We start from the raw sequence: 22,850 nt of genomic DNA, 5'->3' as shown, positions 1-22,850 counted from the left end.
CCCCCGCCCGCGAAAGTGTCCACCGACGGGCCGGCGAACCTTCAGGGACCGGGCTCCACACGGCCCTGCCGGGGCAGGTCCAGGGCCACCGCGACCGCCGAGTCGCAGTACTCCCGTACGGCACTCGTCCGGGCTACCACCCGGCCGCGGTGGATCACGATCCGGCTGTAGGCCAGGGACAGCACGCCCGAGATCCGGTCCCCCCGTACGGCGAGCAGCTCCGCCGGGAACCCGGCCTCCACCCGGACCTCCGGCAGGCCCATGGCCTCCCGGGCGGCGCCGCTGACCGACGCGTAGGCCTCCGCCGCCCGCAGCCCGCCCTGGGAGGCCAGCAGGAACGCAGCCTCCAGCGGGTCGCCGCGGCCGACCGGGTTCCCGGCGTCCCGCAGCGCCCCGCTGCCGGCCGCGACGCGGACCCCGGCGGCGCGCAGCAGCCGTACGGGCGCGGTGCGCAGGCCGCGCCGTTCCAGGGCCGCGCAGTCGCCCTGGGGCAGGCAGGTCACCCGTACGCCGGCCGCGGCCAGCTGGTCGGCGGCCCGGTGCGCCACGTCCAGCGGGAGCCGCGACAGCCCGCCGCAGGGGCCGATCGTCACCCCCGGGCGCAGCCCGCCGGCCATCGCCGCGAGCCGGGCCAGGCGGCCGGGATCGTCACCGTCCGTGTGCAGGTCCACGGGGCAGCCGTGCTCGGCGGCGAGTTCCAGGACGGCTTCGAGGAAGCCCGTCGGGTCGGGGTCCAGGTCCGGGCAGCCGCCGATGACGGAGGCGCCCATCTTCACGGCGTCCCGCAGCATGGCGAACCCGTCGGCTCCGGCGATCCCGGTGAGGAGGCGGGGCACGGCGACGGTGGTCAGGTCGGTGAGCCCGCGCAGCGAGCGGCGGGCCTGGAGCACGGCCTCCATCGGGCCGAGGCCGTGCACATCGCCGATCCGGACGTGGGAGCGCACGGCCGTGGCGCCGTGCCCGAGCTGGAGCAGGGCGGCCTCGGTGGCCCGGCGCTGCACCTCGTCGGGGCTGTACGAGACGGGCCCCTCGCCGTCGGCGGTCAGTGCGGTGTCCCCGTGGGCGTGCGGCTCGGCGGGGGCGGGGAGCAGCAGATAGCCGCCGAGATCCACCCGGGAGAGGGCGGGAGCGGGGAGGCTGCCTGCGGTGCCGACGGCCTGGATCCGGCCGCCGCCGAGCCGGACGTCGACCGTACGGCCGTCCGTGAGGCGGGCCCCGGTGAGCAGGAGGGTGGTGGACTCGGCGGCGGCCGCGTTCGCGTTGCCGGTCGGGCGCTGCGGCCCGCGGCCGCCGCCCTCACCGCGTCCCTTGCGCGGGGAGGAGGACGGCTGCTGCGGCTGGCTGTCGGACATCGCGCTCCTGCGGTGGCTCGGGCGGTTCCTGGGCCGGATGGCCGCGGCTTGCGGCCCAAGATCACGCAGCGTGCTCAGAGCCTAGGGCGCAGGGCTCTCCGCTTCACGGAAGAGCGCAATAGTCGTACCGGTGTGGTGCCCACGCGCCGCGGCGCGCGCCTGCGCGCCCTGTCGGCAGCGGGTGGCCCGTCGGGCTTCGTGTGCTTCAGGTGCCCCGGGTGCGTGGCGGCTGCCTCACGTGCCCCGGGTGCGTGGCCTTGTAAAGGCCGCTTCGGGTGTGCCTCTCCGGGCGCGCCTCCTCGAACGGGCCGCGTCCAACGGGCCGCTTCGTGTGCGCCCGACGTGCCGCCGGGGGCGGCGGGTTTGTGAGCCCGGACACAATCTGCCCCGAAAAGGGCTCCGGGGCCGCCTGGGGGCTGATCAAGAAAGCCTTGCCCGCCCCCTCGGAGGCCAGTCCCCACAAAGGATTTGGGCGATGGGCGGGCAACCGTGTAATGTCTTCCTCGCTCGCCCCAATAGCTCAGTCGGTAGAGCGTCTCCATGGTAAGGAGAAGGTCTGCGGTTCGATTCCGCATTGGGGCTCTGGTGAGAGAGGTCCCCCACCCTCGGGTGGGGAGCTGATCACATCAAAGCGGCGTAGCTCAGTCGGTAGAGCAAGCGGCTCATAATCGCTGTGTCACCGGTTCAAGTCCGGTCGCCGCTACCCACAGTAGCCGATTGCGGGGTCGGTCTCCCGATCGGCTACTCTTTTATGCGTTCATCCGTCCCATAGTCCGTCAAGGAGCACTTCACGTGGCTGCCACCGACGTCCGCCCGAAGATCACGCTGGCCTGCGTGGAGTGCAAGGAGCGGAACTACATCACCAAGAAGAACCGGCGTAACGACCCGGACCGTCTTGAGATGAAGAAGCACTGCCCGCGCTGCAACTCGCACACCGCGCACCGCGAGACCCGCTGACCCCAGCGAAGTCTCGAATAACAGGCACCGTCATGAGGTCGTCCCCTTCATTGGGGGGCGGCCTCGTGTCGTTTCCGTGATCATTTCCGTGACCGTCTTTTTCAACAGGAGGTAGGGAGCCATGGCGCTCGACCAGTCCTTCGTGGGGCGTAGCTACCCGCCCACCGATCCGTACGAGGTCGGCCGGGAGAAGATCCGCGAATTCGCGGTTGCGGTGGGTGACGCGAATCCCGTCTACACCGACCCCGAAGCCGCCAAGGCGTTCGGCCACCTGGATGTGATCGCTCCGCCGACTTTTGTGTTTGCGATCACGTTCGCGGCGGCCGGCCAGGTCGTGGAGGACCCGCAGCTGGGTCTGGACTACAGCCGCGTCGTGCACGGCGACCAGAAGTTCGCGTACTCGCGCCCCGTGCGTGCCGGTGACCGGCTCTCGGTGACCTCCACGATCGAGGCCGTGAAGTCGATGGCGGGCAACGACATCATCGACATCCGCGGCGAGGTCCACGACGAGACCGGCGAGCACGTGGTGACGGCGTGGACGAAGCTCGTCTCCCGCGCCCCCGAGGAGGCCTGAGATGACTGCGCAGATCAAGTACGCCGACGTCGAGGTCGGCACCGAGCTGCCGGCGGCGTCCTTCCCCGTGACGCGGGCCACGCTCGTGAAGTACGCGGGTGCCTCGGGCGACTTCAACCCGATCCACTGGAACGAGAAGTTCGCCAAGGAGGTCGGACTGCCGGACGTCATCGCGCACGGCATGTTCACGATGGCCGAGGCGATCCGCGTGGTCACCGACTGGGTCGGCGACCCGGGGGCGGTCATGGAGTACGGCGTGCGGTTCACGAAGCCGGTGGTGGTCCCGAACGACGACGCGGGTGCGGTGATCGAGGTCACGGCCAAGGTTGCGGCGAAGCTGGAGGACAACCGCGTGCGGGTTGACCTGACGGCGATGAGCGCGGGCCAGAAGGTTCTGGGCATGTCCCGAGCCGTGGTCACCCTGGCCTGACCCTCCCCAGGCCCCGCCTGGACCCGGTGCCGCCGCCTGCGCCATTGCGGCTGCGGCACCGTTGCCGGGGGCTCTGCCCCCGGGACCCCCGAGCTCCGAACGTCGGCGGGCCGGAAGGGTTGACGAAGTTAGTGATTGAGTACTAACTTTGAAATATGGCAAGGATGAGTGCAGACGAGCGGCGCGAGAGCGTCATCCGGGCGGCGATGCACGAGTTCGCCCGGGGTGGCTACTACGGGACCTCCACCGAGGCGATCGCCAAGCACGTCGGGGTCTCGCAGCCGTACCTGTTCCGGCTCTTCCCCAACAAGCCGGCGATCTTCCTCGCCGCCGCCGAGCGCTGCCTGCGGGACACTCGTGAGGTGTTCGCAGCCGCCGCCGAGGGGCTCGAGGGCGAAGAGGCCACGCACGCCATGGCCAACGCGTACGTCCGGCTCATCGCCGAGGATCCGGACAAGCTCCAGATGCAGCTCCAGATGTACGTCACCGTCGCCGCCGCCGAGGCTGCCGGCGACCACCAGCTCGGTGAGCTCGTCCGCAAGGGCTGGATGGACCTCTGGGACACCGTCCACGTGCCCCTCGGCGGCGACGTGAACGAGACCACGACCTTCATGGCCTACGGGATGCTGATCAACAACCTGGCTGCGATGGGCTTCCCGCCCGGGCACCGGGTCTGGGAGGGGCTGTATCCCTCCGCCCGCGTGAAGGGCCTGGACCAGCCGGGGGAGTGAGCCCCGGTCCGCTCCGCCCACCCTGCGCGTCATGCGTCGCATACCCATGCGCGTGAAAGTTAGTCAGCAATAACTAACAGTTCGGTCCTCACCCTCAGGGGGAAATCGTGAACGGCACGCAAGGCATCCACGACACCCAAGGCACGCAGGGCACCCAAGGCACCGCCCTCCGCGGTCCCGCCGTCTGGGCGCTCGTCCTCACCTCCGTGGCCGGCTTCATGGCCGCCCTCGACAACCTCGTCGTCACCACCGCCCTCCCCGCCATCCGCAAGGATCTCGGCGGAGCGCTGGAGGACCTGGAGTGGACGGTGAACGCGTACACGCTCACCTTCGCCGTCCTCCTCATGTTCGGCGCGGCCCTCGGCGACCGCTTCGGCCGGCGCCGGCTCTTCATGTCCGGCCTCGCGATATTCACCGGCGCCTCCGCCGTCGCCGCCCTCTCGCCCGGCATCAACGAGCTCATCGCCGCCCGCGCCGTCCAGGGCGTCGGCGCCGCGATCATGATGCCGCTCACCCTCACCCTGCTCACGGCCGCCGTCCCGCCCGCCCGCCGCGGCATGGCCCTCGGCATCTTCGGCGCCGTCGGCGGCCTCGCCGTCGCCAGCGGCCCGCTCATCGGCGGCACCCTCACCGAACACATCTCCTGGCAGTGGATCTTCTGGCTGAACGTCCCGATCGGCCTCGCCCTGATCCCGCTCGCCCGCCTCAAGCTGACCGAGTCCACCGCCCCCAACGCCCGTCTCGACGTCCCGGGCACGCTCCTCATCAGCGGCGGCCTCTTCGGCATCGTCTACGGCCTCGTCAACGCCAACGCCCACGGCTGGACCAGCACCCCGGTGCTCACCAGCCTGATCGCCGGTACCGCGCTCGTCGGCGGATTCGTCATCCACGGCTTCCGCCACGCGAACCCGATGCTGCCCATGCGCCTCTTCCTGGGCCGCGGCTTCCTCGGGATCAACGCGGCCAGCCTGCTGATGTACCTGGGCATGTTCGGCTCGATCTTCCTGCTCAGCCAGTTCCTCCAGGGCGTCGCCGGCTACACGCCCACCCAGGCCGGGCTGCGCATGCTCCCCTGGACCGCCATGCCGATGATCGCCGCCCCGATCGCGGGCATCCTCTCCGACCGGATCGGCGGCCGCCCCGTCGTCGCCACGGGGCTCGCCCTGCAGGCCCTCGGCCTCGGCTGGTTCGCGACGATCCTGAGCACCGACGTCTCGTACGCCGCCCAGCTCCCGGCGCTGATCCTCAGCGGCATCGGCATGGGCCTGTTCTTCGCCCCCGCCTCCAACATCCTGATGTCCACGGTGTCCCCCGCCGACCAGGGCAAGGCCTCCGGTGCCAACAACGCCCTGCGCGAGGTCGGCGGCGCCCTCGGTGTCGCGGTCCTGGCCTCGGTCTTCTCCGCCCAAGGCGGCTACGAGTCCCCGCAGGCCTTCACCGACGGGACCGTGCCCGCGCTGTGGATCGGCGCCGCCGCGGTGGCCGTGGCAGCCGCCTTCGCCCTCCTGGTCCCGGGCAAGGGAGCCCGCAAGGCCGCCGCCCCCGTCACCCCCGCCCCCGCCCCCGTCACCCCCGCCCCCGTCCTCGCCGACAAGGTCCCCGCCACGCGCTGACCGGCACCGGACCGCAACGGAAAGGAGTCCACGCCATGCCCGACATCCCCTGGTCCACGCCCACCCCGCCCGCTCCCGACGCCGAGGTCTACGTCATGGCCTCCCGCTTCGAGACCGAGACCCTTGTCGGCGCCTTCCGGTTCTTCCTCAAGTCGCCCGGCATCATCCGTCAGATCCGCTCCGCCCCCGGTGCCCATGGCGTCGCCCTCCGCGCCCGGGTCTTCAGCCGGACCTTCCTGACCCTCTCCGCCTGGCAGGACCGCGACGCGCTCTACCGCTTCGCCCGCAGCGAGCCGCACCGCTCCAGCTCCCGCGCCGCCGCCGCGTTCATGCGGGAATCGGCCTTCGCCTTCTGGACCGCCCCGGCCTCCGCCCTCCCGGTCACCTGGGCCGAAGCCGAGCACCGGCTGGCCGAGGAGGCCGCCCGCTCATGACGTACGGTCCGTGGCCCCGCAGGGATGCGAGGGGTACGGACCGTACTCTTGTCCACGTGCAGGAACTCCACGACGCCCCCCTCGCCCCCCTGACCACCTTCCGCCTCGGTGGCCCCGCCACCCGTCTGGTCACCGCGACCACCGACGCCGAAGTGGTCGACGCCGTCCGCACCGCGGACGAGAGCGGCACCCCGCTCCTCGTCATCGGCGGCGGCAGCAACCTGGTCATCGGCGACCGCGGCTTCGAGGGCACCGCCCTGCGCATCGCGACCACCGGCTTCCATCTGGGGGCCCCCATGCCGGAGGCCAGGGGAGGGATCACCCTGGAGCTCGCCGCCGGTGAGAACTGGAGCGACGCCGTCGCCCGTGCCGTCGAGGCGGGCCTGGCCGGCATCGAGTGCCTCGCCGGAATCCCCGGCTCCGCCGGTGCCACCCCGATCCAGAACGTCGGGGCGTACGGCCAGGAGGTCTGCGACACCATCACCGAGGTCGTCGCGTACGACCGCACCCGGCGCGAGACGGTCACGCTGACCGCCGCCGAGTGCGCCTTCTCGTACCGCGACAGCCTCTTCAAACACCAGCCGGAGCGGTACGTCGTCCTCCGCGTCCGCTTCGCCCTGGAGGACGCGGGCGGCCTGTCCGCGCCGATCAAGTACCCCGAGACCGCCCGAGCCCTCGGCGTCGAGGCCGGCGACCGGGTCCCGGCCACGCTGGCCCGCGAGACCGTGCTCCGCCTGCGCGCCGGCAAGGGCATGGTCCTCGACCCCGCCGACCACGACACCTGGTCCGCCGGCTCCTTCTTCCACAACCCGATCCTGAGCGACGAGGCGTACGCCGCCTTCCTCGCCCGCGTCCAGGACCGGCTCGGCCCCGAGACCGCCCCGCCCGCGTACCCCGCCGGCGAGGGCCGTACGAAGACCAGCGCGGCCTGGCTGATCGACAAGGCCGGTTTCACCAAGGGCTACGGCACCGGCCCCGCCCGGATCTCCACCAAGCACACCCTCGCCCTGACCAACCGCGGCGAGGCCACCACCGAGGACCTCCTCACCCTGGCCCGCGAGGTCGTCGCGGGCGTCCACGCGGCCTTCGGCGTCACCCTGGTCAACGAGCCGGTGACGGTCGGCGTCAGCATCTGAGGAGTCCCGGCCGCCATGCTCTGTCCACTGCACGGGGCCGGTACGGACCCCACCCGCCTGGTGGGACGCACGATCAGCAGGATCGTCGCGTCCTGGCACGTCTACGAGGGCGAACGCTCCGAGGCGCCGCTCGACGTCTGGCTGATCGACAGCGAGGGCGATTCCACCAGGATCAGCACCGGGTCCGACCGGTGCCTCATCGTCGAATCCGCGTCGCCCCACGAGTCGTACGACATGGGGGAGTGGGGCCGGATCGAGGTCGGCGAGGACCTCGGCGACCACCCCTTCCTGCGGCACCTCGGGGACACGGTGGCGACCGTGGCCGAGTTCGCGGCGCCGGAGACCGGGCGCACGCAGCTGGAGATCGGCTTCCCCGACGGCGACCGGGTACGGGCCGACTGCTGGGAGGGCGACCTGCGGCTCACCCGGTGACCGTCAGGAAGCCAGCCAGTGGTCGATCCCGGCCAGCAGCTTGTCCTGTACGTCCTCCGGCGCCGCCGAACCGCGCACCGACTGCCGGGCCAGCTCGGCGAGCTCCGCGTCCGTGAAGGCGTGGTGGCGGCGGGCGATCTCGTACTGCGCCGCCAGCCGGGATCCGAACAGCAGCGGGTCGTCCGCGCCCAGCGCCATCGGCACCCCGGCCTCGAAGAGGGTGCGCAGCGGGACGTCCTCGGGCCGCTCGTAGACCCCGAGCGCGACGTTCGACGCCGGGCAGACCTCGCAGGTGATCTGCCGGTCCGCGAGCCGCTTGAGCAGGCGCGGGTCCTCGGCGGCCCGGACGCCGTGGCCGATGCGGGAGGCGTGCAGATCGTCGAGGCAGTCCCGGACGGAGGCGGGTCCGGTGAGCTCGCCGCCGTGCGGGGCCGCGAGCAGGCCGCCCTCGCGGGCGATGGCGAAGGCCCGGTCGAAGTCGCGGGCCATGCCGCGGCGCTCGTCGTTGGAGAGCCCGAAGCCGACGATGCCGCGGTCGGCGTAGCGGACGGCGAGGCGGGCGAGGGTGCGGGCGTCGAGGGGGTGTTTCATCCGGTTCGCGGCGATGAGGACCCGCATGCCGAGCCCGGTCTCGCGGGAGGCCATGTCGACGGCGTCCAGGATGATCTCGACGGCAGGGATCATGCCGCCGAGCAGGGGGGCGTAGGAGGTGGGATCCACCTGGATCTCCAGCCAGCCGCTGCCGTCCCGTACGTCCTCCTCGGCCGCCTCGCGGACGAGGCGCCGGATGTCCTCGGGCTCGCGCAGGCAGGAGCGGGCGGCGTCGTAGAGGCGCTGGAAGCGGAACCAGCCGCGCTCGTCGGTGGCGCGGAGCTTGGGTGGCTCACCGGCGGTGAGGGCGTCGGGGAGGCGGACGCCGTACTTGTCGGCGAGCTCCAGGAGGGTCGATGGGCGCATCGACCCCGTGAAGTGCAGGTGGAGGTGGGCTTTCGGCAGAAGCGTGAGATCGCGTACGTGCTCCATCTGGTGATCCTGCCGTACCGCTGCGCTCGGCGGGAGGGGGTTTTACCGATCGGGGGCTTGCTCGAACGTCTGCGCGAGGCGGGAGGCGGTGGCGGGGCCGCCTGCGCGGGGCCTGCCCGGGCGCCGCCCCGACCCGCGCCTCGAACGCCGGCGGGGCTGGAAGACCGGGCTCCATCCGCACCGGTGCCGCGAACGGCGGTGCGGCTCCATGGCTCGGCCCCGATGTGCCCGAGCGGCGGCTCCCCGTGGGGGAACCGCCGCTCGGACCGGGCTGCGTACCGCCGGAGGCTAGGCCTAGGCCTTGGCCTCGGCGAGGAGCTTCTGGATGCGGGACACGCCCTCGACCAGGTCCGCGTCGCCCAGGGCGTACGACAGGCGCAGGTAGCCCGGGGTGCCGAAGGCCTCGCCGGGGACGACCGCGACCTCGGCCTCGTCCAGGATCAGGGCCGCCAGCTCGACGGAGGTCTGCGGGCGCTTGCCGCGGATCTCCTTGCCGAGCACGTCCTTGACCGCGGGGTAGACGTAGAACGCGCCCTCGGGGGTCGGGCAGAACACACCGTCGATCTCGTTCAGCATCCGCACCATCGTCTGGCGGCGGCGGTCGAAGGCGGTGCGCATCTCGTGGACGGCCTCCAGGTTGCCGGAGACGGCGGCCAGCGCCGCGACCTGGGCGACGTTGGAGACGTTGGAGGTGGCGTGCGACTGGAGGTTGGTCGCGGCCTTCACGACGTCCTTCGGGCCCACGATCCAGCCCACGCGCCAGCCCGTCATCGCGTACGTCTTGGCGACGCCGTTGACGATGATGCACTTGTCGGCCAGCTCGGGGACGATCGCCGGGAGGGAGACGAACTTCGCGTCGCCGTAGACGAGGTGCTCGTAGATCTCGTCGGTCAGGACCCACAGGCCGTGCTCGACGGCCCAGCGGCCGATGGCCTCCGCGTCGGCCTCGGAGTACACGGCTCCGGTCGGGTTCGACGGGGAGACGAACAGGACGACCTTGGTGCGCTCGGTGCGGGCGGCCTCGAGCTGCTCGACGGACACGCGGTAGCCGGTGGTCTCGTCGGCGACGACCTCGACCGGGACACCGCCGGCGAGGCGGATCGACTCGGGGTAGGTGGTCCAGTACGGAGCCGGGACGATGACCTCGTCACCCGGGTCCAGGATGGCGGCGAACGCCTCGTAGATCGCCTGCTTGCCGCCGTTGGTCACCAGGACCTGCGACGCATCGACCTCGTAGCCGGAGTCGCGCAGCGTCTTCGCGGCGATCGCGGCCTTCAGCTCGGGCAGACCCCCGGCCGGCGTGTAGCGGTGGTACTTCGGGTTGCGGCAGGCCTCGACCGCCGCCTCGACGATGTAGTCCGGGGTCGGAAAGTCGGGCTCGCCCGCACCGAAGCCGATGACCGGGCGCCCGGCGGCCTTGAGGGCCTTGGCCTTGGCGTCCACGGCGAGGGTGGCGGACTCGGAAATGGCGCCGATACGGGCGGACACCCGGCGCTCGGAGGAAGGCGTTGCAGAGGTCATGCGGCCAATCGTCCCAGACGCCCCAGAGGCGCCGCACACCGTTTCAGTCATCGGACGGAGCAGCCGGAAAAGTGCTCTGTTCGACGTCAGGGCCCGGACCACGTACACTCACCTGTCGTTGGACCCCGCCGATCACTCCAGAGCGCGAGCACTCCGTGCACTCGTCTGGATGCGGTAGGTTGGGGGACGCAAAGGGTCGTAGCTCAATTGGTAGAGCACTGGTCTCCAAAACCAGCGGTTGGGGGTTCGAGTCCCTCCGGCCCTGCTCCACACTCCTTCTCGGATGTGTGCGCAGGTACGTACTTCGATGCAACGCCGTGCGGCGCAACCGGGCGCGGCTACGGCCACGACCCGGATTCAGGTGAGAGACGTGACGGACGCCCTGGGCTCCATCGACATGCCTGACGCCGAGGACGACACCCGCGAGAAGAAGGCCCGAAAGGGCGGCAAGCGCGGGAAGAAGGGTCCTCTGGGCCGGCTTGCACTGTTCTACCGCCAGATCGTCGCGGAGCTCCGCAAGGTCGTCTGGCCGACGCGCAATCAGCTCACGACGTACACCACCGTGGTGATTGTCTTCGTCGTCATCATGATCGGTCTGGTGACCGTGATTGACTATGGGTTCCAGGAAGCCATCAAGTTCGTCTTCGGCTGATCCCCGCGGAGGGCGGCGCCTTGATGGGTGCCGCCCGTTTTCGCATGTTCGACCACCTTTTGTATCCAGGAAGAAGCCGCCACCGTGTCTGACCCGAACCTGAACGCGAGCCCCGACTCCGTCGAGTCCGTCGAGGACGCGCTCGACATCGTCGAGGCGGCAGACGCTGTGGACCCCGACGAGGTAGAGCTCGCCGACGCCGAGGCCGGTGTCGCCGCCGAAGAGGCCGCGCTGCACATCGAGGACGAGGTCGACGCCGAGTCCGAGGACGACGCCGAGGTCGAAGAGGCTGCCGACGAGGACGAAGCGGCCGAGGAGACCGAGGCTGCCGACGAGGTCGAGGTCGAGGCCGAGGTCGAGGCCGCCGCGGACGAGGTCGAGGCCGAGGCCGAGCCCGCCGAGCCCGTCGACCCCATCCAGGCCCTGCGCGAGGAGCTGCGCCTCCTGCCCGGCGAGTGGTACGTGATCCACACCTACGCCGGCTACGAGAAGCGCGTGAAGGCCAACCTCGAGCAGCGTGCCGTCTCGCTGAACGTCGAGGAGTTCATCTACCAGGCCGAGGTGCCCGAGGAAGAGATCGTCCAGATCAAGAACGGCGAGCGCAAGAACGTCCGGCAGAACAAGCTGCCCGGCTACGTTCTCGTCCGCATGGATCTGACGAACGAGTCCTGGGGCGTCGTCCGCAACACCCCCGGTGTCACCGGCTTCGTCGGCAACGCGTACGACCCGTACCCGCTGACGCTGGACGAGATCGTCAAGATGCTCGCCCCGGAGGCGCAGGAGAAGGCCGCCAAGGCCGCCGCGGAAGAGGCCGGCCTGCCCGCGCCCGCCGTCAAGCGCACCATCGAGGTCCTGGACTTCGAGGTCGGCGACTCGGTCACCGTCACCGACGGCCCGTTCGCGACGCTGCAGGCGACCATCAACGAGATCAACCCCGACTCGAAGAAGGTCAAGGGCCTCGTCGAGATCTTCGGTCGCGAGACTCCGGTCGAGCTCAGCTTCGACCAGATCCAGAAGAACTGAACCGATCTTCTGAAGCAAGCTTCCGGACAGGTCAGATCGCCCCGCAAAGGGCGGTCTGACCTGCTCGGTTTTTAGCCCCGCTCCGATACCCGTTATTGTGGTGCGGTATGCCTCCATCCGGATGACCGGATCGGCGGCGAAAAACTCTCACTAGGACCCGGAGAGAGCAATGCCTCCCAAGAAGAAGAAGGTCACGGGGCTTATCAAGCTCCAGATCAAGGCCGGCGCGGCCAACCCGGCTCCGCCGGTCGGCCCCGCGCTCGGTCAGCACGGCGTCAACATCATGGAGTTCTGCAAGGCCTACAACGCCGCGACCGAGTCGCAGCGTGGCATGGTCGTGCCGGTGGAGATCACGGTCTACGACGACCGCTCCTTCACCTTCATCACCAAGACTCCGCCGGCAGCGCGCCTGATCCTCAAGGCCGCGGGCATCGAGAAGGGCTCCGGCGAGCCGCACAAGACCAAGGTCGCCAAGCTCACCGGCGCCCAGGTCCGCGAGATCGCCGAGCTGAAGATGCCCGACCTGAACGCCAACGACGTCGATGCCGCGATGAAGATCATCGCCGGCACCGCGCGCTCGATGGGCGTCACGGTCGAAGGCTGATCCAGCCACCCCAGTACCACCAGTGGTAGGGCCAAGCGCTGGTCCGCACCACGACTCCATGCCTGAAGCCGAAATACAGGAGCAGAAGTGAAGCGCAGCAAGACTCTCCGCGCTGCGGACGCCAAGGTCGACCGGGAGAAGCTGTACGCCCCGCTCGAGGCCGTCCGTCTCGCCAAGGAGACCTCCGCGACCAAGTTCGACAGCACCGTCGAGGTCGCCTTCCGCCTGGGTGTAGACCCGCGCAAGGCCGACCAGATGGTCCGCGGCACCGTGAACCTCCCGCACGGCACCGGCAAGACCGCCCGGGTCCTGGTCTTCGCGACCGGTGACCGTGCTGCGGCCGCGGAAGCCGCCGGCGCCGACATTGTCGGCGACGACGAGCTGATCAACGAGATCGCCAAGGGCAACCGCCTGAACGAGTTCGACGCCGTTGTGGCCACCCCGGACCTCATGGGCAAGGTCGGCCGCCTCGGTCGCGTGCTCGGTCCCCGTGGCCTCATGCCGAACCCGAAGACCGGCACCGTCACGATGGACGTCGCGAAGGCTGTCACCGAGATCAAGGGTGGCAAGATCGAGTTCCGCGTCGACAAGCACTCGAACCTGCACTTCATCATCGGCAAGGTCTCCTTCTCCGATGAGCAGCTGGTCGAGAACTACGGCGCGGCCCTGGACGAGATCCTTCGTCTGAAGCCGTCCGCCGCGAAGGGCCGCTACATCAAGAAGGCCGCCCTGAGCACCACGATGGGCCCCGGCATCCAGCTGGACTCGAACCGCACCCGGAACCTCCTCGTCGAGGAAGACCCGGCCGCTGTCTGAGCCCCACGCTGAGCCTCCGGCTCACCTGAGTGGCTGAAACGGGCCCCTCGCCCCCTCACAGGGCGGCGAGGGGCCCGTTTTCTTGCTCTCGGACGGCCTCGGGGTCCTCGGGCGGCACGGGACGGCCTCAGGCGGCCCGGGACGGGCCCGCCCCGGGCCTGGCGGTGTTGCCGGGCCACGTCCGCCGGCCTCGGACACTGACCGATTTGCCTGACCGGTGCCGGGTCACGTAGTCTTCACCAGAAGCCAAAGACCGCTGGTCGTTGCCGTGCCCGCAAGGGTTCGGCGGCCGAAGGATCCGTTGAATGCGGACGACCCGCGTAGGTGACTGTGGAAGGTTCCCGGAACTCGTTCCGGTTGAGCCACGCCCTGGCGCCTGCGCCGGGGCGTTTCTTATTTCAGCCCCTTCTGAGCGGTCCTCATCACCCGGAAGGAGGCGAACGCACCATGCCGACGCCCAACAAGGCTGCATCGGTAGCCGAGCTCAAGGACGCGTTCCAGAGCTCGAACGCCGCCGTGCTGACCGAGTACCGGGGTCTCACCGTCGCGCAGCTCAAGACGCTGCGTCGCTCCCTTGGTGAGAACGCCCAGTACGCCGTGGTGAAGAACACGCTGACCAAGATTGCGGCCAACCAGGCCGGGATCACCGCGCTGGACGAGCACTTCGCTGGTCCGACCGCGGTCGCCTTCATCACCGGTGACCCGGTGGAGTCGGCGAAGAGCCTGCGTGACTTCGCCAAGGACAACCCGAACCTCATCATCAAGGCGGGTGTCCTTGATGGTAAGGCGCTCACCGCCGATGAGATCAAGAAGCTTGCGGACCTCGAGTCCCGCGAGGTTCTGCTCAGCAAGCTGGCCGGCGCGTTCAAGGGCAAGCAGTCTCAGGCTGCCTCGCTCTTCCAGGCGCTGCCGTCGAAGTTCGTCCGCACCGCGGAAGCGCTTCGCGTCAAGCTCGCCGAGCAGGGCGGTGCCGAGTAATTCGGCTCGCGCATTGATCCACGCCGCCTAGTGCGTGGGTCGTAGCGGGCCGTTACGCCCGCCTCTATATACATCCGGCACCTGCCGAATTAGTGGAAGGATCGCCCATCATGGCGAAGCTCTCTCAGGACGACCTCCTCGCCCAGTTCGAGGAGATGACCCTCATCGAGCTCTCCGAGTTCGTGAAGGCCTTCGAGGAGAAGTTCGACGTCACCGCCGCCGCGGCCGTCGCCGTTGCCGGTCCGGGTGCCCCGGTTGCCGCTGAGGCCGCTGAGGAGCAGGACGAGTTCGACGTCATCCTCACCGGTGCCGGCGACAAGAAGATCCAGGTCATCAAGGTCGTGCGTGAGCTGACCTCCCTGGGTCTGAAGGAGGCCAAGGACCTCGTGGACGGCGCTCCGAAGCCGGTCCTCGAGAAGGTCGCCAAGGAGGCCGCTGACAAGGCCGCCGAGTCCCTCAAGGCTGCCGGCGCGGCTGTCGAGGTCAAGTAACACCTCTGGGGCCCTCTGGGGCCCCAACCAAGGGCGATCACCCGTAAGGGTGGTCGCCCTTTGGCGTATCCGCGGTGCCTGACTTGCCCTGGTCTCGTTGGGGAGTAGGGTGATCATCGTTGCCCCGCGGTCGGGTCCGGAGCTGATCCGCACGGAGCAGGGGGCCTTGACGAACGGCACGCGGCGCGCAATTCTCAGACCCGTTGCGGGATCGGTCCGCCCGATCCGGGATCCGGGACACGGATCCGAGATCCGAGGCATGGATCGGCTACGAAGAGGGCAGTACTGATTCGCGCTCTGTAGTACGAGCCGCAATGTTGGACGCAGGGTTGCAGGGTTGGTTTTAACGACATGGGGAAGGCCTGTTGCCGGTTTCCGGAAACCTGGTCTGGACATCAGTGAGCCAAGTGGCTACACTGACCCTTTGCGCTGCCTGTTAGCTGCCCCCTGCCCGTCGCCAGGGGCATGCCCACGCTTGAGCACACTTGATTGATACGCCCTGACCAGGCCTTATCGGCCAGATCAGGGGGGTTGTCTTCTGTGTCAGCTGGGACCGGTACGCGCGTAGTGAGTCCGAGCCCTCGGAAGGACCCCCTCTTGGCCGCCTCGCGCAACGCCTCGACCAATACGAACACCGGTGCCAGCACCGCCCCGCTGCGCATCTCCTTTGCAAAGATCAAGGAGCCCCTCGAGGTTCCGAACCTCCTGGCGCTGCAGACCGAGAGCTTTGACTGGCTTCTCGGCAATGCCGCCTGGAAGTCTCGCGTCGAGTCGGCGCTCGAGAGTGGACAGGACGTCCCCACCAAGTCCGGTCTGGAAGAGATCTTCGAGGAGATCTCGCCGATCGAGGACTTCTCCGGTTCCATGTCGCTGACGTTCCGCGACCACCGGTTCGAGCCGGCGAAGAACTCCGTCGACGAGTGCAAGGACCGCGACTTCACGTACGCGGCGCCGCTGTTTGTCACGGCCGAGTTTACGAACAACGAGACCGGAGAGATCAAGTCTCAGACGGTCTTCATGGGCGATTTCCCGCTCATGACCAACAAGGGCACCTTCGTCATCAACGGCACCGAGCGTGTCGTCGTGTCGCAGCTTGTCCGCTCCCCCGGTGTCTACTTCGACTCCTCCATCGACAAGACGTCCGACAAGGACATCTTCGCCGCCAAGATCATCCCGTCCCGGGGTGCCTGGCTCGAGATGGAGATCGACAAGCGCGACATGGTCGGTGTCCGCATCGACCGCAAGCGCAAGCAGTCCGTCACCGTCCTCCTGAAGGCTCTCGGCTGGACCACCGAGCAGATCCTCGAAGAGTTCGGCGAGTACGAGTCCATGCGCGCCACCCTGGAGAAGGACCACACCCAGGGCCAGGACGACGCGCTGCTCGACATCTACCGCAAGCTGCGCCCGGGCGAGCCGCCGACCCGCGAGGCCGCTCAGACGCTGCTCGAGAACCTCTACTTCAACCCGAAGCGCTACGACCTCGCGAAGGTCGGCCGCTACAAGGTGAACAAGAAGCTCGGCGCCGACGAGCCGCTCGACGCCGGTGTGCTCACCACCGACGACGTCATCGCGACGATCAAGTACCTGGTCAAGCTGCACGCGGGCGAGACCGAGACGGTCGGCGAGTCGGGCCGGGAGATCGTCGTCGAGACCGACGACATCGACCACTTCGGCAACCGTCGTATCCGCAACGTCGGCGAGCTCATCCAGAACCAGGTCCGCACGGGTCTGGCTCGTATGGAGCGCGTCGTGCGCGAGCGCATGACGACTCAGGACGTCGAGGCGATCACGCCGCAGACCCTGATCAACATCCGGCCGGTCGTCGCCTCCATCAAGGAGTTCTTCGGCACCAGCCAGCTGTCGCAGTTCATGGACCAGAACAACCCGCTGTCGGGTCTGACGCACAAGCGTCGTCTCAACGCCCTCGGCCCGGGTGGTCTGTCCCGCGAGCGGGCCGGCTTCGAGGTCCGTGACGTGCACCCGTCGCACTACGGCCGCATGTGCCCGATCGAGACGCCTGAAGGCCCGAACATCGGTCTGATCGGCTCGCTGGCCTCCTACGGCCGGATCAACCCGTTCGGCTTCATCGAGACCCCGTACCGCAAGGTCGTCGAGGGTGTCGTCACCGACGAGGTCGACTACCTCACGGCCGACGAGGAAGACCGCTTCGTCATCGCCCAGGCGAACGCCGCCCTGAACGATGCGATGCGCTTCACCGAGAACCGCGTTCTGGTCCGCCGTCGTGGTGGCGAGATCGACTACATCGCCGGCGGCGACGTCGACTACATGGACGTCTCGCCGCGCCAGATGGTGTCCGTCGCGACCGCGATGATCCCCTTCCTCGAGCACGACGACGCCAACCGTGCCCTCATGGGCGCGAACATGATGCGCCAGGCCGTTCCGCTCATCAAGGCGGAGGCGCCGCTCGTCGGTACCGGCATGGAGTACCGCTGTGCGGTCGACGCCGGTGACTCGATCAAGGCGGAGAAGGACGGTGTCGTCCAGGAGGTCTCGGCCGACTACATCACCGTCGCCAACGACGACGGCACGTACACCACGTACCGCGTCGCCAAGTTCTCCCGCTCGAACCAGGGCACCTCGGTCAACCAGAAGGTCATCGTCAACGAGGGTGACCGGATCATCGAGTCCCAGGTCCTCGCCGACGGTCCCGCGACCGAAGAGGGCGAAATGGCCCTCGGCAAGAACCTGCTCGTCGCGTTCATGCCCTGGGAAGGTCACAACTACGAGGACGCGATCATCCTGTCGCAGCGCCTCGTGCAGGACGACGTCCTCTCCTCGATCCACATCGAGGAGCACGAGGTCGACGCCCGTGACACCAAGCTGGGCCCCGAGGAGATCACCCGGGACATCCCGAACGTCTCCGAGGAGGTCCTCGCGGACCTCGACGAGCGCGGCATCATCCGCATCGGTGCGGACGTAGTCGCCGGCGACATCCTGGTCGGCAAGGTCACGCCCAAGGGTGAGACCGAGCTGACCCCGGAAGAGCGCCTGCTCCGCGCGATCTTCGGTGAGAAGGCCCGCGAGGTGCGTGACACCTCGCTCAAGGTCCCTCACGGTGAGATCGGCAAGGTCATCGGTGTCCGCGTCTTCGACCGCGAGGAGGGCGACGAGCTTCCTCCGGGCGTGAACCAGCTGGTCCGCGTCTACGTCGCCCAGAAGCGCAAGATCACCGACGGTGACAAGCTCGCCGGCCGCCACGGCAACAAGGGTGTCATCTCCAAGATCCTTCCGATCGAGGACATGCCCTTCCTGGAAGACGGCACGCCGGTCGACATCATCCTCAACCCGCTGGGTGTCCCGTCCCGAATGAACCCGGGACAGGTCCTGGAGATCCACCTCGGCTGGCTCGCCAGCCGCGGTTGGGACGTCTCCGGCCTCGGTGAGGAGTGGGCCGAGCGTCTGAAGGTCATCGGGGCCGACCGTGTCGAGCCCGGTACCAACGTCGCCACCCCCGTGTTCGACGGTGCCCGCGAGGACGAGCTCGCCGGCCTCTTCGAGCACACGATCCCGAACCGCGACGGGGACCGCCTGGTCCTGCCGACCGGCAAGGCGCACCTGTTCGACGGCCGCTCCGGGGAGCCGTTCCCGGACCCGGTCTCGATCGGGTACATGTACATCCTCAAGCTCCACCACCTGGTCGACGACAAGCTCCACGCTCGGTCGACCGGTCCGTACTCGATGATCACGCAGCAGCCGCTGGGTGGTAAGGCGCAGTTCGGTGGCCAGCGCTTCGGTGAGATGGAGGTGTGGGCGCTCGAGGCTTATGGCGCCGCTTACGCCCTCCAGGAGCTGCTGACCATCAAGTCCGATGACGTCACCGGCCGCGTGAAGGTCTACGAGGCCATCGTCAAGGGCGAGAACATCCCCGAGCCGGGCATTCCCGAGTCCTTCAAGGTGCTCATCAAGGAAATGCAGTCGCTCTGCCTCAACGTGGAGGTGCTGTCCTCGGACGGCATGTCCATCGAGATGCGCGACACCGACGAGGACGTCTTCCGCGCGGCGGAGGAGCTCGGTATCGACCTGTCCCGGCGCGAGCCGAGCAGCGTCGAAGAGGTCTGACGGGCCTGACGGGGGGCTCGCTCAAGAGCCCCCCGTCATCCCCGGGACCGTTCAGACCATGATTGAGACTCGACCCCGAAAGAGGGATTGACGCACAGTGCTCGACGTCAACTTCTTCGACGAGCTGCGGATCGGCCTTGCCACCGCGGACGACATCCGAACCTGGTCCCACGGCGAGGTCAAGAAGCCGGAGACCATCAACTACCGCACCCTCAAGCCCGAGAAGGACGGACTCTTCTGCGAGAAGATCTTCGGTCCGACCCGGGACTGGGAGTGCTACTGCGGCAAGTACAAGCGTGTCCGCTTCAAGGGCATCATCTGTGAGCGCTGTGGCGTCGAGGTCACGCGCGCCAAGGTGCGCCGTGAGCGGATGGGCCACATCGAGCTTGCCGCTCCCGTCACCCACATCTGGTACTTCAAGGGCGTCCCGTCGCGCCTCGGCTACCTGCTGGACCTCGCGCCGAAGGACCTCGAAAAGGTCATCTACTTCGCCGCGTACATGATCACGTTCGTGGACGACGAGCGCCGCACCCGCGACCTCCCGTCGCTGGAGGCCCACGTCTCCGTCGAGCGCCAGCAGATCGAGAACCGCCGCGACGCGGACCTCGAAGGCCGTGCCAAGAAGCTCGAGACCGACCTGGCCGAGCTCGAGGCCGAGGGCGCGAAGGCCGACGTACGCCGCAAGGTGCGCGAAGGTGCCGAGCGCGAGATGAAGCAGCTCCGTGACCGCGCCCAGCGCGAGATCGACCGCCTCGACGAGGTCTGGGCGCGCTTCAAGAACCTCAAGGTCCAGGACCTCGAGGGCGACGAGCTGCTCTACCGCGAGCTGCGCGACCGCTTCGGTACGTACTTCGACGGTTGCATGGGTGCCGCGGCGCTGCAGAAGCGCCTGGAGTCCTTCGACCTCGACGAGGAGGCCGAGCGCCTCCGCGAGATCATCCGTACCGGCAAGGGCCAGAAGAAGACCCGTGCGCTCAAGCGCCTCAAGGTCGTCTCCGCGTTCCTGCAGACCAGCAACAAGCCCAAGGGCATGGTTCTGGACTGCGTCCCGGTGATCCCGCCGGACCTGCGTCCGATGGTGCAGCTGGACGGTGGCCGCTTCGCGACCTCCGACCTGAACGACCTGTACCGCCGCGTGATCAACCGCAACAACCGTCTGAAGCGTCTCCTCGACCTCGGTGCCCCCGAGATCATCGTGAACAACGAGAAGCGCATGCTTCAGGAGGCCGTGGACGCCCTCTTCGACAACGGTCGTCGTGGTCGTCCGGTGACCGGTCCCGGTAACCGCCCGCTGAAGTCCCTGAGCGACATGCTCAAGGGCAAGCAGGGTCGATTCCGTCAGAACCTTCTCGGCAAGCGCGTGGACTACTCCGCGCGTTCCGTGATCGTCGTCGGTCCGCAGCTGAAGCTGCACCAGTGTGGTCTGCCCAAGGCCATGGCGCTGGAGCTCTTCAAGCCGTTCGTGATGAAGCGCCTGGTCGACCTGAACCACGCGCAGAACATCAAGTCGGCGAAGCGCATGGTCGAGCGCGGCCGCACGGTCGTGTACGACGTGCTCGAAGAGGTCATCGCCGAGCACCCGGTGCTGCTGAACCGTGCACCCACGCTGCACCGCCTCGGCATCCAGGCCTTCGAGCCCCAGCTGGTCGAAGGCAAGGCCATCCAGATCCACCCGCTCGTCTGCACCGCGTTCAACGCGGACTTCGACGGTGACCAGATGGCCGTGCACCTGCCGCTCTCCGCGGAGGCGCAGGCCGAGGCCCGCATCCTGATGCTGTCCTCGAACAACATCCTGAAGCCGGCCGACGGCCGTCCGGTCACGATGCCGACCCAGGACATGGTCCTCGGTCTGTTCTTCCTGACCACCGACGGTGAGCTCCGTGACACCAAGGGCGAGGGCCGCGCGTTCGGCTCCACGGCCGAGGCGATCATGGCGTTCGACGCCGGCGAGCTCGCGCTGCAGTCGTCCGTCGACATCCGCTTCCCGGTGGGCACCATCCCGCCGCGTGGCTGGGTGCCGCCGGTCGCCGAAGAGGGCGAGCAGGAGTTCCAGCCGGGCGACAGCTTCCGTCTGCGCACCTCCCTGGGCCGCGCGCTCTTCAACGAGCTGCTGCCCGAGGACTACCCGTTCGTCGACTACTCGGTGGGCAAGAAGCAGCTCTCCGAGATCGTCAACGACCTGGCTGAGCGCTACCCCAAGGTCATCGTGGCGGCGACGCTCGACAACCTGAAGGCGGCCGGCTTCCACTGGGCGACCCGTTCGGGCGTCACCGTGGCCATCTCCGACGTCGTCGTGCCCGAGGCCAAGAAGGCCATCGTCGCGGGCTACGAGGCGATGGACGAGAAGGTCCAGAAGCAGTACGAGCGCGGTCTGATCACCAAGGACGAGCGCACGCAGGAGCTCATCGCGATCTGGACCAAGGCGACCAACGAGGTTGCCGAGGCGATGAACGCGAACTTCCCCAAGACGAACCCCATCTTCATGATGGTTGACTCGGGTGCCCGAGGAAACATGATGCAGATGCGACAGATCGCCGGTATGCGTGGTCTGGTGTCGAACGCGAAGAACGAGACCATCCCGCGTCCGATCAAGGCGTCCTTCCGTGAGGGCCTCACCGTTCTGGAGTACTTCATCTCCACGCACGGTGCCCGTAAGGGTCTGGCGGACACCGCCCTGCGTACCGCCGACTCGGGTTACCTGACCCGTCGTCTGGTGGACGTCTCGCAGGACGTGATCATCCGCGAGGAGGACTGCGGCACCGAGCGCGGCCTGAAGCTGAAGATCGCCGTTCGCGGCGAGGACGGCGTGCTGCGCAAGGCCGACGACGTCGAGACCTCGATCTACGCCCGCATGCTGGCCGAGGACGTCGTCATCGACGGCAAGGTCATCGCGCCGGCCAACGTCGACCTCGGTGACGTCCTGATCGACGCCCTGGTCGCCAACGGCGTCGAGGAGGTCAAGACCCGCTCGGTCCTGACCTGTGAGTCCGCGGTCGGCACCTGTGCCTTCTGCTACGGACGCTCGCTCGCCACCGGCAAGCTGGTCGACATCGGTGAGGCGGTCGGCATCATCGCCGCCCAGTCCATCGGTGAGCCCGGTACCCAGCTGACGATGCGTACCTTCCACACCGGTGGTGTGGCCGGTGACGACATCACGCAGGGTCTGCCGCGTGTCGTCGAGCTCTTCGAGGCCCGTACCCCGAAGGGTGTCGCCCCGATCTCCGAGGCCGCCGGCCGCGTGCGGATCGAGGAGACCGAGAAGACGAAGAAGATCGTCATCACGCCGGACGACGGCAGCGACGAGACGGCCTTCCCGATCTCGAAGCGCGCCAAGGTCATCGTGCACGAGGGTGACCACGTCGAGGTGGGCCAGAAGCTCACCGCGGGTGCCACCAACCCGCACGACGTGCTGCGCATCCTCGGCCAGCGTGCGGTCCAGGTCCACCTGGTCGGCGAAGTCCAGAAGGTCTACAACTCGCAGGGCGTGTCGATCCACGACAAGCACATCGAGATCATCATCCGGCAGATGCTCCGCCGCGTGACGATCATCGAGTCCGGCGATGCGGAGCTCCTGCCGGGCGAGCTCGTCGAGCGCTCGCGCTTCGAGACCGAGAACCGTCGTGTGGTCACCGAGGGCGGTCACCCCGCCTCCGGCCGTCCGCAGCTGATGGGTATCACCAAGGCCTCGCTGGCGACGGAATCCTGGCTGTCGGCCGCCTCCTTCCAGGAGACGACCCGAGTCCTGACGGATGCGGCGATCAACGCCAAGTCCGACAGCCTCATCGGCCTCAAGGAGAACGTCATCATCGGTAAGCTCATCCCGGCCGGTACGGGCCTCGCCCGCTACCGCAACATCCGGGTCGAGCCCACCGAGGAAGCGAAGGCCGCGATGTACTCGGCCGTCGGCTACGACGACATCGACTACTCGCCCTTCGGCACCGGCTCCGGCCAGGCTGTCCCGCTGGAGGACTACGACTACGGCCCGTACAACGGCTGACAGCTC

General features: G+C 68.5%; 19 protein-coding genes and 3 tRNA genes. 19 read left to right on the top strand and 3 right to left on the bottom strand.

Going from position 1 to position 22,850, the window contains the following annotated elements; translation table 11 throughout:
• Nucleotides 1-41: 41 nt before the first annotated feature.
• On the bottom strand, nt 42-1,352 hold the full coding sequence (locus AB0M76_RS16175; RefSeq protein WP_365953424.1) for an amidohydrolase family protein: 1,311 nt from the start codon (nt 1,350-1,352) through the stop codon (nt 42-44).
• Between the two features lie 509 nt (nt 1,353-1,861).
• On the opposite strand from AB0M76_RS16175, the gene AB0M76_RS16170 reads away from it, so the two are divergent.
• The 10 genes from AB0M76_RS16170 (at nt 1,862) to AB0M76_RS16125 (ending at nt 7,659) form a co-directional block, all read left to right on the top strand.
• Nucleotides 1,862-1,934: transfer RNA gene (locus AB0M76_RS16170), tRNA-Thr, on the top strand.
• Nucleotides 1,935-1,982: 48 nt separating this feature from the next.
• A tRNA-Met gene (locus AB0M76_RS16165) sits at nt 1,983-2,055 on the top strand.
• A gap of 89 nt (nt 2,056-2,144) precedes the next feature.
• The gene (gene rpmG / locus AB0M76_RS16160; protein ID WP_006604855.1) at nt 2,145-2,309 is read left to right on the top strand and encodes a 50S ribosomal protein L33; all 165 of its coding nucleotides are present in this window, start codon (nt 2,145-2,147) and stop codon (nt 2,307-2,309) included.
• Between the two features lie 121 nt (nt 2,310-2,430).
• Nucleotides 2,431-2,883, top strand: a complete 453-nt coding sequence (locus AB0M76_RS16155; protein ID WP_266626489.1) for a MaoC family dehydratase N-terminal domain-containing protein — start codon at nt 2,431-2,433, stop codon at nt 2,881-2,883.
• A 1-nt stretch (nt 2,884) separates the two neighbouring features.
• Entirely contained in the window at nt 2,885-3,313 is a 429-nt protein-coding gene (locus AB0M76_RS16150; RefSeq protein WP_365953423.1) for a MaoC family dehydratase, read from the top strand.
• 155 nt (nt 3,314-3,468) lie between these two features.
• Nucleotides 3,469-4,044, top strand: a complete 576-nt coding sequence (locus tag AB0M76_RS16145; protein WP_365953422.1) for a TetR/AcrR family transcriptional regulator — start codon at nt 3,469-3,471, stop codon at nt 4,042-4,044.
• A 125-nt stretch (nt 4,045-4,169) separates the two neighbouring features.
• Nucleotides 4,170-5,657, top strand: a complete 1,488-nt coding sequence (locus AB0M76_RS16140; protein WP_365953556.1) for a DHA2 family efflux MFS transporter permease subunit — start codon at nt 4,170-4,172, stop codon at nt 5,655-5,657.
• Nucleotides 5,658-5,692: 35 nt separating this feature from the next.
• Nucleotides 5,693-6,091, top strand: a complete 399-nt coding sequence (locus AB0M76_RS16135) for a DUF3291 domain-containing protein (RefSeq protein ID WP_328620565.1) — start codon at nt 5,693-5,695, stop codon at nt 6,089-6,091.
• Complete coding sequence (locus AB0M76_RS16130; protein WP_365953421.1) at nt 6,088-7,227, top strand: UDP-N-acetylmuramate dehydrogenase; 1,140 nt, start codon at nt 6,088-6,090, stop codon at nt 7,225-7,227. The genes AB0M76_RS16135 and AB0M76_RS16130 overlap by 4 nt, the downstream gene beginning before the upstream one ends.
• Before the next feature lie 15 nt (nt 7,228-7,242).
• Nucleotides 7,243-7,659, top strand: coding sequence for a hypothetical protein (locus AB0M76_RS16125; RefSeq protein WP_365953420.1), 417 nt, complete (start codon nt 7,243-7,245; stop codon nt 7,657-7,659).
• A 3-nt stretch (nt 7,660-7,662) separates the two neighbouring features.
• On the opposite strand, the gene AB0M76_RS16120 is transcribed toward AB0M76_RS16125, so the two are convergent.
• Both AB0M76_RS16120 and AB0M76_RS16115 read right to left on the bottom strand, forming a co-directional pair.
• Nucleotides 7,663-8,682 (bottom strand): adenosine deaminase, encoded by a 1,020-nt coding sequence (locus AB0M76_RS16120; RefSeq protein ID WP_365953419.1) that lies wholly within the window; start codon nt 8,680-8,682, stop codon nt 7,663-7,665.
• 294 nt (nt 8,683-8,976) lie between these two features.
• Nucleotides 8,977-10,203: a pyridoxal phosphate-dependent aminotransferase gene (locus tag AB0M76_RS16115; protein ID WP_266664780.1), complete on the bottom strand. Its 1,227-nt coding sequence runs from the start codon at nt 10,201-10,203 to the stop codon at nt 8,977-8,979.
• Between the two features lie 192 nt (nt 10,204-10,395).
• On the opposite strand from AB0M76_RS16115, the gene AB0M76_RS16110 reads away from it, so the two are divergent.
• The 9 genes from AB0M76_RS16110 to AB0M76_RS16070 all read left to right on the top strand — a co-directional run bounded on the left by AB0M76_RS16110 (nt 10,396) and on the right by AB0M76_RS16070 (nt 22,844).
• A tRNA-Trp gene (locus AB0M76_RS16110) sits at nt 10,396-10,468 on the top strand.
• Nucleotides 10,469-10,573: 105 nt separating this feature from the next.
• Nucleotides 10,574-10,855 (top strand): preprotein translocase subunit SecE, encoded by a 282-nt coding sequence (gene secE / locus AB0M76_RS16105; RefSeq protein WP_030298162.1) that lies wholly within the window; start codon nt 10,574-10,576, stop codon nt 10,853-10,855.
• 84 nt (nt 10,856-10,939) lie between these two features.
• Nucleotides 10,940-11,878 (top strand): transcription termination/antitermination protein NusG, encoded by a 939-nt coding sequence (gene nusG / locus AB0M76_RS16100; RefSeq protein ID WP_365953418.1) that lies wholly within the window; start codon nt 10,940-10,942, stop codon nt 11,876-11,878.
• A gap of 169 nt (nt 11,879-12,047) precedes the next feature.
• Nucleotides 12,048-12,482 (top strand): 50S ribosomal protein L11, encoded by a 435-nt coding sequence (gene rplK, locus AB0M76_RS16095; RefSeq protein WP_008739735.1) that lies wholly within the window; start codon nt 12,048-12,050, stop codon nt 12,480-12,482.
• An 87-nt stretch (nt 12,483-12,569) separates the two neighbouring features.
• Nucleotides 12,570-13,298, top strand: a complete 729-nt coding sequence (gene rplA, locus AB0M76_RS16090) for a 50S ribosomal protein L1 (protein WP_030710300.1) — start codon at nt 12,570-12,572, stop codon at nt 13,296-13,298.
• A gap of 447 nt (nt 13,299-13,745) precedes the next feature.
• Nucleotides 13,746-14,276: a 50S ribosomal protein L10 gene (gene rplJ, locus AB0M76_RS16085; protein ID WP_030008449.1), complete on the top strand. Its 531-nt coding sequence runs from the start codon at nt 13,746-13,748 to the stop codon at nt 14,274-14,276.
• Nucleotides 14,277-14,386: 110 nt separating this feature from the next.
• Nucleotides 14,387-14,767: a 50S ribosomal protein L7/L12 gene (gene rplL, locus AB0M76_RS16080; protein ID WP_189970642.1), complete on the top strand. Its 381-nt coding sequence runs from the start codon at nt 14,387-14,389 to the stop codon at nt 14,765-14,767.
• Nucleotides 14,768-15,364: 597 nt separating this feature from the next.
• Nucleotides 15,365-18,847 (top strand): DNA-directed RNA polymerase subunit beta, encoded by a 3,483-nt coding sequence (gene rpoB / locus AB0M76_RS16075; protein WP_365953417.1) that lies wholly within the window; start codon nt 15,365-15,367, stop codon nt 18,845-18,847.
• Between the two features lie 97 nt (nt 18,848-18,944).
• A complete protein-coding gene (locus tag AB0M76_RS16070; protein ID WP_365953416.1) occupies nt 18,945-22,844 on the top strand; it encodes a DNA-directed RNA polymerase subunit beta' in 3,900 nt (1,299 codons plus the stop codon).
• The last annotated feature ends 6 nt before the right edge of the window (nt 22,845-22,850 follow it).

This window comes from Streptomyces sp. NPDC051364 (assembly GCF_040682115.1).
In the GTDB taxonomy this organism is placed as follows: Bacteria; Actinomycetota; Actinomycetes; order Streptomycetales; family Streptomycetaceae; genus Streptomyces.
The sequence above is the reverse complement of the archived record's forward strand: the minus strand, read 5'-3'. Positions and strand labels throughout refer to the sequence as shown.